Source organism: Bradyrhizobium sp. WSM2254 (assembly GCF_000472645.1).
In the GTDB taxonomy this organism is placed as follows: domain Bacteria; phylum Pseudomonadota; class Alphaproteobacteria; order Rhizobiales; family Xanthobacteraceae; genus Bradyrhizobium; species Bradyrhizobium niftali.
Map to the genome: position 1 here is coordinate 153,363 of NZ_AXAB01000022.1, position 10,988 is coordinate 164,350.

Sequence of the window (10,988 nt, forward strand, 5' to 3'; positions counted from 1 at the left end):
GAGGAGTTCTGGATCATGTCGTCGGAGAACGGAGTTTTGCGGGGCAAGCGCGTGGTCGTGCTGGGCGCCAGCCGCGGCGTCGGCCGCGAGATTGTGCTGCATGCGTCGGCCGAGGGTGCGCAGGTCTTGGCGGTCGCCAGGCAAGCGCACGGCTTGGCCGATCTTGAAAAAGAGATGCGGGGCGTCGACACGCTGGCGCTGGACGCGGCCTCGGAAGCCGCGCCACTGAAGGTCTTCCGAAAAGCGAGGCCCGACCTCTTGGTGATATGCGGCGGCGCCACCCCGCCGACCCGTCCGATGTCCGAGCTGAGCTGGGCCGAATTCGGCATCAACTGGGAAGTCGACGCCAAGATGGCATTCCTGTTCTGCCGCGAGGCGTTGCGGTTGCCGCTGGCGCCGGGCTCGGTCGTCGTGATTATCTCCAGCGGCGCCGGTCTTGGCGGGTCGCCAATTTCCGGCGGTTACGCCGGCGCCAAGCGGATGCAGATGTTCATCGCCAAGTACTGTCAGGCCGAATCCGATCGCCGCGAGCTTGGCATCCGCTTCGCGGCGCTGGTACCCTCGCGCGTCATGCCGGAGACCGACCTCGGGCAGGCCGCGGTGAATGGCTACGCCAAATACCTCGGCGTTCCGGCGGAAAAGTTCCTCGAGAACATGGGCCCGCGGCAGTCGCCCACGGATGTTGCCAAGGCGGTCCTCGACATTGCGATGAAGCCACCGGCAGAGCCGGGATCGATCTTCACCATTTCAGCCGATGGCTTCGCGGCGGCGAGCTGAAGATGGCAAGATGGACGAGCTGCGCAGCCGGAAAGTGGAGGGGGTCGTCATGAAAGACAAGGAGCTCGTGAGCTCTGTGGGCGACACTCCGCCCAGTCGCGCCGACTTCGCCAGGGCGGCCGAGATGCATCACCGCGCGCTCAAGCTGCACTGCTATCGCATGCTTGGGTCTCTGCACGAGGCCGAGGACGCGGTCCAGGAAACCATGCTGAGGGCCTGGCGCGGTTTCGACGAGTTCGAGGCGCGCGCCTCGATCAAGAACTGGCTCTACCGGATCGCGACCAACGTGTCCCTGAACATGATCGCGAGTCGTTCGAGGCGCGGCCGGATGATGCCCGATCAGGTGGAGGGCCCGGCGACCCAGAAGCCGCAGGGGCGCCCGGATACCGGGACCCTGTGGATCGAGCCCTATCCCGACGCCGAGCTGGAGAGCCTCCCCGATCCCGCTGCAGGGCCAGATGCCCGCTACGAGCTACGTGAGTCCGTCCGGCTCGCGTTCGTCGCAGCGATCCAGCAGCTGCCGCCGCGTCAGCGGGCTGTGCTGTTGCTGGCCGACGTCATGGGCTGGTCCTCGATCGAGGTCGCCTCTGTGCTCGATGCTTCCGCTGCGTCGGTGAACAGCGCCCTGCAGCGGGCGCGGGCCAAGCTGGCCGCGATCGATCGCGACGTTCGACAGGCCCCGATGACAGACGAACACCAGCGGAGCCTGCTCGAGCGGTACGTGCAGGCCTGGGAAAGCGCGGACCTGGAACGTTTCGTCGCGCTTCTGAAGGAAGACGCCGTCTATGCGATGCCTCCGTGGCGAGAATGGTATGAGGGCCGCCGTTCGATCGGGGATTTCTTCGGGGCTGTCTGGCCCGCCTATCGCGGCTTTCGGCTTGTTCCGGTCGGCGCTAACCTCCAACCGGCCTTCGCCCTCTACACCCTCGGCGCCGAAGGGCGCTGGAACGCACATTCGCTACAGCTTCTGTCGCTGGACAGAGACGGGATCGCGACGTTTACGGCGTTCATGCAGCCGCTTGCCCAGAGGCTTTTCGCGGCATTCCAGCTGCCGACCATCCGGGAAGCCTGATGGTTCGGCGCGATCGGTTGGGCCTGGAGATCCGTGATCTCATGTCTCTCGAGGCTTCGGCGGCCGCAGGCAACTTCACGCATGCCGCGGGCATAAATCTGTGTATACAGATATGAGCGCTTTATCGTGGATGACAAATTGATCGTCGGGATATCTGTTCTCTTTTGTTTCGTGGCCTTCGGCAGGGTGTTCCAGCTCTACATCTGGCCACGGCTACAGGATTTGTCCCCAGACGACGCACTCAAAATACTCGTCGCCCCCCACATGTTTCGCTTCGTTGGGCTGAGCTTTCTCGCACCCGGGGTCGTATCGCCCGACATGGTGCCGGCGTTCGCAAACCCGGCAGCTTATGGGGATCTGGCCGCCGCCGTGATGGCGGTGATTGCTTCTTTCGCACTGACCGCGAGGGCCTCATGGGCGCTTGGGTTCGTTTGGCTGCTCAATATTGAGGGTACATCCGATTGTTTGCTTGCTTACTATCAGGGCGTGGTCGGCGTTGGTTTGCCTCCTGGCGCGCTGGGTACGACCTTTTACATTCCGACCTTGATCGTTCCGCCCCTCCTGGTTACCCATCTCGCCATGTACCGCATTTTGAGTGACCCGCGTCGGGTTGCGGAGGCGAGCCCACAAGGCGGAATGCCGAGCCGATGAACGCCGCGGCGCGCGATCGATCCGGTCGTGTCGGAGCAAAACTCGACGGAAATTCGGGCTGCCGGACCGGGGGTGCCCGGTATGGCGGAGCAACGCCCTGTCAGCGCACCAAGAAATAATTGGCGCGCTGCGGCAACGGCTCGGCCCCGACTTTCAATCCAGAACGACATCGTCGCGCAAGCGAAAGCCGGCGCGATCACCATCACGCGAAGGCCGTCACCATCCGGTCCCCCGGGCACGCACGCCGGCAACGACTTTCTCCTAAACCAGCCTCTCGATTGCCCGCCGCCGCACCTGGCCGCAACAGTAGCACTTGACCACCGGATCCTCCTTTAGGTATAAATCTGTATATGCAGATAACGCTTGAGGTGCTGTCGTGGATAGCAAGCTGACCATCGGCCTTTCTGTTGTCCTTTGCTTCGTGGCGTTCGGCAGGGTTTTCCAGCTCTACATCTGGCCGCGCCTGCTGGATTTGCCGCGCGATATGGCTCTCAGCATACTCGTCGCTCCCCATANGTTTCGCTTCGTCGGGCTGAGCTTTCTAGCACCCGGGGTCGTCGGACCTACCATGGCGCCGGCGTTCGCGAACCCGGCAGCCTACGGAGACCTGGTTGCGGCCGTGCTGGCGGTGATTGCTTCTTTCGCGCTGACCGCGAGGGCGCGATGGGCATTGGGGGTGGTTTGGCTGCTGAACTTGGAAGGCACAATTGATTTGTTGTTCGCCTATTATCAGGGCGTAGTCGGCATCAATTTGCCTCCCGGCTCATTAGGGGCGACCTTTTACATTCCCACCCTGATCGTTCCGCCCCTTCTGGTTACTCATCTGGCCATGTTCCGGCTCTTACTGCGTGGTCCGCGCAAGGTCGCCGAGGCGATCTAGATAGCGGAGTGCCGGGCTGATGACCGAACACTGAGCCTGGTCGATCAGGTGTCGCGTTCGTCCTAGAATAACTGGCAGCCGTCTCCTTGACATCAAATGGGCATTATATGTATATACAGCTTTAAATTGCGTGCAGCGGGCCAATCATGGTTGGAATAGGAACAGAATGGACGCTCTGAAGGACCTTCGCGAGGTCATGGGCTGTCCCTGCCTTCGGATAAGGCGCGCGTCCCGGCACATCACGCAACTCTATGATCACGTCCTTGCCGAGGCCGGCCTTACTGCAAATCAATTCGGGTTACTTGCCTATCTTTTTCGAGCCGCAAGCTCGGAGGTGGGCGGCCTGTCAATCGGTAGTCTCGCGGAGCAAGCGGGCGTCGATCCGACGACGCTAAATCGAAATCTCAAGCCGCTGGAAACGAAAAGATTGATCACGGACGCGCCTGCTGCCGCGGACAGCCGCGTCCGCGTCGTGAGCATCACAAAGAAGGGACAGACGGTCCTCCAAAAGGCATTTCCTCTTTGGCGTAAGGCGCGCAAAGATGTCGAAAGGGCGCTGGGAGCGCCCGAATTGTCGAAATTGAACGATCTGCTTGACCTGGCAGCAGCCAAAGTTCATCGGTCAATGTGAAGAAGAGCGACCTCGCTCGCGGGCCTCGCCGTCTGGTGTCTCCTGCCAACGCCTCGCTGAATAGTGGGCGACGGAGCTCGCGCCTTGTTCCGAAGGTCTTGATGGTCAAGTGGGCCGCGCCTGCCGGGTAGCGATAAGAAACAAAATGCCGGCGATCACGCCCAGGATCCCCGGAGATGGGACCAGCAGCAACGTCAACAATGCGAACCAGACGGTCACCGCCCAGCCGAGCCACGATCCAGGCGTGATGCCCCTTCCGGCAAGCGTCCACTGGAGAACGCCCAGCAAAATCGAGGGTATTGCAAAGCTGCCTATGCTTGCCCAGAAGACGGCTGCGTTCTGCAATGCTTCGATGCTGGGCTGCGTGCCCACCTTGAGCGGCACCGCCGCCCAAAGGCCCTGGGTGACCCAATCAAGCATTTTTGGCCCTTTAAAGATGATGCTGAGGATGAGGTGACCAACGCCCAGGGTGATGAGGATTGCCGCGCCAATTCGTTGCAAAACCTTCGTAGCCATCATGGGATTCTCTGTGTGTGGGTCGCTCGCATTATCTGATGAGAGGCGAAGCGACTATGCGTCCATGCGCGTCATAAGAGATTGACCTGGCATCGATCACGTGGCGTTGGGCCGTGATGTTCGAGTTGGTCCAGTGCAGGTGTCGCGTGTCGCACGAATGCTCGCTATCGCTGCCGCGCGCACGAGATTGTCGATCTCGGGTGGCGGCGTTTCACCGCGCGAGATGTGCGGACGCACCCCCGCATAGGGGATGTCAATGATCGCGAATCTGGTCGAGCGTCTCAACGTGGGCGACACCGCGCCAAATAGCCGTCTGGTTATGTCGTCAAGGACGACGTCCAGCTCCTTTCCCAGGCGCCGTGCTTCGCGCTCCATATCTGGCGGCCAGCCACCTCCTACAAACTCCTCCCTCCGATGCATGATCGCGATCCGAGCACCCGTTCGATCCGATCTGACCCACTGAGGGACGAACAGACTGGCGGCGATGGCGGCGTCGTCAGGGTCATCGTGTTGGAGCGCCGCTGAAAACCCCTGTTGAAATGCCGCCATTTTGCCAAGCCACAGGCGGCCCAGCAGTTCATCGCGTGATTGAAACCGGTGATAGATCGATCCGGACGGCGCCCCGAGCGCATGGGCGATCGCAGACATCGTCGCGGCCGGTACGCCGGAGTTCGCGATGATACGCGCTGCGGCATCCAGAATCTGGTGTTCGGTAAACTTCGACGGCCTCGGCATCACGAATTAGATACTAGATTCTAAAATCAAAATCAAGTAGAGGAATCGCGAACGCGAAGTTGCGCTGCAAAACAGGAGGGTCACCGATGATTGTCGCCGTCCCTGGCTCACTGGCAGATCAGGTCAGACACGACAGGGGTCCCTGGTCGGTCGGCCCTAACGCTCACTCGCGCAGTCACCCGAATGCGTCAGAGCACAGGGCGTCTCACGCAAGCCTTGGAGATCATGGGCGATGACCTTGCCACCTGGCCAACGCGCGATCGCCTCCTTTCCGCGTTTCGGATTACCGCGCTTTGCGAAGCGTTTCCCTGGAAAGCCAGACGCGGTGCGATTTGAGTTGAGCAATGATGGTCGCGTCGTTGGCGAAGTAGGCCCGGATCGTTGGGGAGCGTTGCCGCGAACCATCCAGCTCAGCGACTTCCATTGCGTCACAACCTGGAGCAGTCTCGGCCACCGCTGGGAAGGGGTCGGCTTTCGCGACTTCTGCTCCGCGTTCGCTTTAAATCAGGCCTACCAAGACCAGTTCGTCGTGTTCCGCGGAAGCGATGGCTACCACGCCGCTTTGGCACTGGTCGATCTGTTGCAGCCGGAGGTTCTGCTGGCCGATCGTCTGGACGGCGCGCCGCTCCCGGTGGCTCACGGAGCGCCGCTGCGGTTGGTGGCACCGGCCCACTACGGGTACAAGAACGTCAAGCATATCGAACGGATAGAGTTCGGCGTACATCCGGGTCGCTATCGCCCGGCCGGGCCCGGCTTCATAATGCATCCGCGGGCTCGTGTCGCGGTGGAGGAGCGCGGTGTCGGGTTTCCAGGGTGGCTCCTGCGGCGCGCATATCGGCCTTTGATCGCCCCCACCATAAAGCGTTGCGCGGAAGCGCTCGAAATGTATCAGGCGAAGAATCATTCGCCGGCGACGTCGGAGCACATGACGAGACCAGGGCAGGGACTTCCATGAGCACGCCGCATCCGGCGAGCAATGGGTCGTGGATACCAATCTGCTTGCGCTCGGTGGTTTCATGCTGCTGGCGGCGCACGCTGGGCGAACGCGGCGGCGATGCCTCGGCCATCCGCGATGCCGCCGGCGGATCGTCGACGGAAACAAGCTCCTGGATGGTAGCGGCCTTAACAGCGCCCTGCGTCCAAGCCGATCGTTGTTGCGGAGTTCATCAAGTCGGACAAAGTCGCCCTGCGTTCCTTTCTCGAGGGCTTCGACTACAGGGTATTTGAATTGCGCATGGATCTCGTGGCGATTCATCGTGAGGACAGGACGTTGAACCATGCTCGACCGTGAGAATATCAGCCCGAACGCGCTGACTTCAATGCAGTCAGGGCTCGAATTCGTTCTCGTTCATTTCGGGGAATTGTCGCCCGTCTTCGACTGATCGGTCCCAATCCGCTGCGCACGGAGCCGATCGCGGAGTGCCGCCGCGCGCAGGTTCGCGGGATCAATGATGAGCGCCTTGTCGAGCGCTGCGAGCGCCTCCTGGGGATGCCCGGTCGCTTCCAAAACCGTTGCCCGACCGATAGGACCACGTGGATCACGCGGCACACGCCTGCTATATTCGTCGAAGTCACGCAGAGCAGCGTCGTTGTTCTTCTGAGCCTGTTCGAGTTCGCCGCGGTTCATAAGGGGATCTGGGTTATTGGGATCAAGCCGGAGGGCCTCGTCCAGCTCAGTCTGCGCTTTTTGGTAGTCGCCGAGTTTGAAATAGGCGAGGCCTCGGAGATGGTGCGCCGGGCCTGATGCCGTCGGCGGAAACTGCTCGATCGCTTTGTTCAGATCCTGAATAGCAGCGTCGAATTTGCTTTGTCCGATATAAATGTAAGCTCGATTGGCAAGCGCGTAAGGGACATTGGGCATGAGCTTCAGGGCAGCCTCAACATCCTCGAGAGCACGAATAGGTTCCTTCACGCGCCGCAAAAATCCTCGCTGATTGTAGGCTGAGGAGCGTTGCGAATTGCTGATCTCTCCACTGTCGATAAGGCGCGAACAGGCGTCGATGATTGGATGAATGTCGGGCGCCCTGGTGAAGCACACAGCAACATCACTCTGGAGCTTCTCCGGCCAATTCGCGAGAATCGGCGAGTTCCGAATGGGAATGGGCGTCGCGAGTGTGACCGGCTTGGCCCATTCGCCTTGTAAGGCGTTCCTGGCGTCTCCGCCCCAACTGGGCTTGTCGGCGTAGATCCAGCCGGAGATCAGCAGCGCGAGTGCTGCGGGCCAGACGTACCACCAAATGCGATACCAGCGGTCGGCAATCCAGAACGCCCCATGCACAGCAGCAAGGCGAGAGACCCACGACATGGACTAGCGGTCCCGGATCGCGGCTTCGATGTCGGGCAGCTCGAACTCGGCCAGATTGGCGCCGGGGTCGCTCGAGGTCCGCAGCGCGTGCGCCTCGCGAGCCTTCTCCAGCAAGGTCCGCATCGATCGCGCATTGCCCCATTGCGGATCGCGGCGCTGCGACTCGATCCATGGCGACAGCATTCTTTCGAAGCCGAGCGGCAGCAGATATTGCTGCTCGGTCGCCATGGTGCGGAATATCTCGCAGAGCTCGTGGGATTCGTAGGCGGGGAAGTCGATCGTCTTGGAAAACCGGCTCGCAAGTCCAGGATTGCTGGCGATGAAGCGGTGCATTTCCGCGGGATAGCCCGCGACGATGACGACCAGGCGGTCGCGATGGTCTTCCATGTATTTCAGCAGGGCTTCGATCGCCTCCCGTCCGAAATCGCCTCGCATGTCGGCGCCCGCCAGGCTGTAGGCCTCGTCAATGAAGAGAAGGCCGTCGAGGGCGGTGCGGCAGACATCGAGCGTTTTCGGCGCCGTCTGACCTACATAGGAGGCGACCAGCATGCTCCTGTCTGCCTCGATGAGATGGCCTTTGCGCAACACACCGAGCGAGCGGTAGATGTCGCCGATCGCGCGTGCCACCACCGTCTTACCGACACCCGGCGGGCCGGTGAAAACCATGTGACGACTGGTGGCGAAGACCGGCAGGCCCTGCTCACGCCGCCGACGTTCGACCTCGAGGCTCGCCAAAAGCTTGTTGATCTCGGATTTGACGTTGCCGAGCCCCACCATGATTTCCAGATCATCCAGGGCGTCGTCCGCAGTGCGCGCCACCAGCTTGCTCTCGCCGGTTATGGGATTGACGACGAGACGGCGACCATAGGTGTAGCCGCTGCCAACCGGGACCAAACCCGCGGAAACCGGGTCAGCGCCAATCCGGGCGGCCGTATAGCCGATGCCGGTGGCGGCCAGCAGGGTCAGGGTCAGTCCAAGAAATCGCAGCGGCGTCATTGCGGCGAAGAAGCCGCCAATCCAGCTCAGGATACCGAGCTGCGGACTGAACAGCATCGCGCTGATGACCGCCGAAGCTACGCCGATCAAGATGAACGTGATGATGAAACGCGGCGTTAGAATGGTCTGCATTCCAAAGACTCATGTTTTGCAAGCCGGTCGTCGGTGCCAGATCACCTTGACGGCCGAGGTTCCGTTGACGGGCTCCATTCGCGCGATTGGTGTAAGCGAGACCATCAGGCCCTTCGCCTCACCGTCGGCCGAGAGCAAATCGACGCCGCCGGTCTCCGGCAGCGGGTTCGGTATCGCAATTCGTTGCGGCTTGTCGGTGACGTGAAAAGGCGGTGATCTATATTTGCTGGTGCGGAAAATCACGTCGCCCCCCGCTGGATTGCCGGGCGTGGCGGCGGTGATGAAGCCCATCGGGAAGCGGCATTCGCGAGAGTCGGCCTGCGCAGTTTGTTGCGCGGTTGGGGTCAGCGTGCCGATGGCGTCCGGAATATCCTGAGGCAAGATCTCAGCAATTACCGGGACGGAAGGGTCGCTGCTGAAGGTCTGCGAGGAGAAAAACCATCCGCCGGCCGTTCCAACGGCTATCGCCCCCAGCAGCAATGACCCCACAACCAGAAGGGATTTCTCGCTCGACCGGGCAGAGACGATTTGGCCGTCACGGAAATCAGGACGCTGAATCCCGCCCCCTTTGTTCTGCATTGTCAATTGCGCAATAGCCCGTCCAATATTCAATCAATGCGAATTTAGCCTGCTTTGCAGGGTGGTTGCAAGGCGAGTACGTAACGCGTTTAGGTGAATAACTATCCCGTCCTGCAGCCGTCTCGGTGGGCTCTGATAACAAAAAGTTGCGCGTCATGCCAAGATTCAGCGGATGAACGTATCTCGGAGAGACGCGAGCGAACGTGCAATCGACGACTTCTTGCACTGCCGTCTAAACAACGCGCCCGAAATGCAATCGGAGCCTGACTTCCACGCTCACCTCGCAGATCCAGCCGAGGCAGCCCCGCTCACTTCCGACCTAAGCCGGTCACGTTCCGACACCGCATCCTTGTCCTTAGGCGCCAACGAGACCGCGCGCTCGAGAGCCGCTAACGCCTCACGAGGCTTGCCCATCGCTTCAAACACTGCACCACTTGAAATCAAGCCACCGACGTCTTCAGGAGCAAGCTTGCTAGCCTCTTCGAAGTCATGCAAGGCCGCCTCATAGTTCTCCAAAGTCTGCCAGACTTCGCCGCGTGCCAGATAATAATCAGCGTTACCTGGATCAAGCTTGATCGCTTCATTCAAATCGGTCAGCGCTTGTGGATATTTCCTGGTTCTTAGGTAGGCGTAGCCGCGGTAGTAGCGCGCCGTCGCCATCGTGGGCGACAATTCGATGGCCCTGCTTAGATCCTGTAGCGCCGCCTCATAGTTGCGGCTCGTCATAAGAACCCAGGCGCGGCCGGTGAGCGCGTCAGCGGAGTCGGGCCAAGCTTTCAGCGCGTTATCGTAGTCGGCAATTGCGCGGTCAGGATCTTTCTCCCGCTGGAGAAATCCGCGTTGCCTAAAGGCCGCCGCCAGTTGCTGGCCTCTGACCTGCGGCGTGTTGATCAGCGCCGAGCACGACGTCATCGACTGAGAGACCTCAAGGGTCTTAGAAAGGCATCGGTTCAGTTGATTCTGCACCCAATTTGGATCGTTGCCATCCCTCACCGCTACGCCAGCAACGAACGGCTTGCTCAGTGCGATGCCGGGCATCGTCTCCCGCGTAGGCTTGTCGACGCAGATCCAACCCGCGATCATGAGGGCCGTTGCGGTGGGCCAGACATACCACCACCACCTGTAACAAGGGTCGGACTTCCAAAGCGCACCGTGCATGGCAGCGGTTCGAGGGAGCCATCGCATCTCAGTTTCCCGGACCGCATTCGGGGATAAAGTGGAAGGATCGGTTTGCAGCACTTGGTCACAGCCCCATGTTGCATACGGTCTTCCAGCTCTCAGTATCAACTGGAGCGGGACCTGCGAATATTTGCGAGCCCTTCATGTTGACTAATTATTCAACGTATCCCAGTCAACTACCTCTCGCCCTCTTGCCGGAAAGACAATCTCCGAAGAATCTGGATCTTCGACATCAATTCCTGACGCTAAAGCTATGGTCGATCAAATCAACAAAGCCATGCAGATCAAGGACTACAGGTACGGCATGTTTGATCCGACCGAGCGGCCAAAGCCGCTGGTGCCAACGCCCACAACAGCGCCGCCCTTAGCCCTGTAATGCGCTGCTCGCCCGTCGGGCAAAACACCCGCCACCCCGTCAACCCCTTCTCATAAAAATATTCCACTTTACCGAAATTCGGATTTGTCGTATGTGTCGCCCATCCCGGCTCATCCTTGAGGGGCGATCATGTGGTCGTCATTTTCGCGAGCCGGGCTT

General features: G+C 60.6%; 11 protein-coding genes. 5 read left to right on the top strand and 6 right to left on the bottom strand.

Features of this window, described 5'->3' with window-relative positions; all coding sequences use genetic code 11:
• Positions 1–15 precede the first annotated feature (15 nt).
• From A3M7_RS0117110 to A3M7_RS44400, 4 genes are all read left to right on the top strand, one after another.
• Positions 16–777, top strand: a complete 762-nt coding sequence (locus tag A3M7_RS0117110; RefSeq protein WP_027545016.1) for an SDR family oxidoreductase — start codon at positions 16–18, stop codon at positions 775–777.
• 10 nt (positions 778–787) lie between these two features.
• Complete coding sequence (locus A3M7_RS0117115; protein WP_245284267.1) at positions 788–1,849, top strand: RNA polymerase subunit sigma-70; 1,062 nt, start codon at positions 788–790, stop codon at positions 1,847–1,849.
• A gap of 126 nt (positions 1,850–1,975) precedes the next feature.
• Positions 1,976–2,500: a hypothetical protein gene (locus A3M7_RS44395; RefSeq protein WP_049823488.1), complete on the top strand. Its 525-nt coding sequence runs from the start codon at positions 1,976–1,978 to the stop codon at positions 2,498–2,500.
• Positions 2,501–3,546: 1,046 nt separating this feature from the next.
• A complete protein-coding gene (locus tag A3M7_RS44400; protein WP_049823489.1) occupies positions 3,547–4,011 on the top strand; it encodes a MarR family winged helix-turn-helix transcriptional regulator in 465 nt (154 codons plus the stop codon).
• A 105-nt stretch (positions 4,012–4,116) separates the two neighbouring features.
• Here A3M7_RS44400 and A3M7_RS0117140 read toward each other — a convergent pair whose 3' ends face one another.
• Positions 4,117–4,530, bottom strand: a complete 414-nt coding sequence (locus A3M7_RS0117140; RefSeq protein WP_027545019.1) for a hypothetical protein — start codon at positions 4,528–4,530, stop codon at positions 4,117–4,119.
• A gap of 93 nt (positions 4,531–4,623) precedes the next feature.
• On the bottom strand, positions 4,624–5,262 hold the full coding sequence (locus A3M7_RS44405) for a TetR/AcrR family transcriptional regulator (RefSeq protein WP_049823490.1): 639 nt from the start codon (positions 5,260–5,262) through the stop codon (positions 4,624–4,626).
• A gap of 232 nt (positions 5,263–5,494) precedes the next feature.
• Here A3M7_RS44405 and A3M7_RS46665 point away from each other — a divergent pair, with 232 nt between their 5' ends.
• On the top strand, positions 5,495–6,217 hold the full coding sequence (locus tag A3M7_RS46665; RefSeq protein WP_084302226.1) for a molybdopterin-dependent oxidoreductase: 723 nt from the start codon (positions 5,495–5,497) through the stop codon (positions 6,215–6,217).
• A 393-nt stretch (positions 6,218–6,610) separates the two neighbouring features.
• On the opposite strand, the gene A3M7_RS0117155 is transcribed toward A3M7_RS46665, so the two are convergent.
• From A3M7_RS0117155 to A3M7_RS0117170, 4 genes are all read right to left on the bottom strand, one after another.
• Entirely contained in the window at positions 6,611–7,567 is a 957-nt protein-coding gene (locus tag A3M7_RS0117155; RefSeq protein WP_027545021.1) for a tetratricopeptide repeat protein, read from the bottom strand.
• 3 nt (positions 7,568–7,570) lie between these two features.
• Entirely contained in the window at positions 7,571–8,695 is a 1,125-nt protein-coding gene (locus tag A3M7_RS0117160; protein WP_027545022.1) for an AAA family ATPase, read from the bottom strand.
• 9 nt (positions 8,696–8,704) lie between these two features.
• On the bottom strand, positions 8,705–9,274 hold the full coding sequence (locus tag A3M7_RS0117165) for a hypothetical protein (RefSeq protein WP_027545023.1): 570 nt from the start codon (positions 9,272–9,274) through the stop codon (positions 8,705–8,707).
• Positions 9,275–9,550: 276 nt separating this feature from the next.
• Positions 9,551–10,312 carry a tetratricopeptide repeat protein gene (locus A3M7_RS0117170; protein ID WP_198033758.1) on the bottom strand — a complete coding sequence of 254 codons (762 nt, stop codon included), beginning with the start codon at positions 10,310–10,312 and terminating at the stop codon, positions 9,551–9,553.
• Positions 10,313–10,988 lie beyond the last annotated feature (676 nt).

Bases quoted from the DNA above. Each gene is read 5' to 3' on its own strand.
- A3M7_RS0117155 (WP_027545021.1), bottom strand. From the start codon at position 7,567: ATGTCGTGGGTCTCTCGCCTTGCTGCTGTGCATGGGGCGTTCTGGATT.
- A3M7_RS0117115 (WP_245284267.1), top strand. From the start codon at position 788: ATGGACGAGCTGCGCAGCCGGAAAGTGGAGGGGGTCGTCATGAAAGAC.
- A3M7_RS0117160 (WP_027545022.1), bottom strand. From the start codon at position 8,695: ATGCAGACCATTCTAACGCCGCGTTTCATCATCACGTTCATCTTGATC.
- A3M7_RS46665 (WP_084302226.1), top strand. From the start codon at position 5,495: ATGACCTTGCCACCTGGCCAACGCGCGATCGCCTCCTTTCCGCGTTTC.
- A3M7_RS0117110 (WP_027545016.1), top strand. From the start codon at position 16: ATGTCGTCGGAGAACGGAGTTTTGCGGGGCAAGCGCGTGGTCGTGCTG.
- A3M7_RS0117140 (WP_027545019.1), bottom strand. From the start codon at position 4,530: ATGATGGCTACGAAGGTTTTGCAACGAATTGGCGCGGCAATCCTCATC.
- A3M7_RS44400 (WP_049823489.1), top strand. From the start codon at position 3,547: ATGGACGCTCTGAAGGACCTTCGCGAGGTCATGGGCTGTCCCTGCCTT.
- A3M7_RS0117165 (WP_027545023.1), bottom strand. From the start codon at position 9,274: ATGCAGAACAAAGGGGGCGGGATTCAGCGTCCTGATTTCCGTGACGGC.
- A3M7_RS0117170 (WP_198033758.1), bottom strand. From the start codon at position 10,312: ATGCCCGGCATCGCACTGAGCAAGCCGTTCGTTGCTGGCGTAGCGGTG.
- A3M7_RS44405 (WP_049823490.1), bottom strand. From the start codon at position 5,262: ATGCCGAGGCCGTCGAAGTTTACCGAACACCAGATTCTGGATGCCGCA.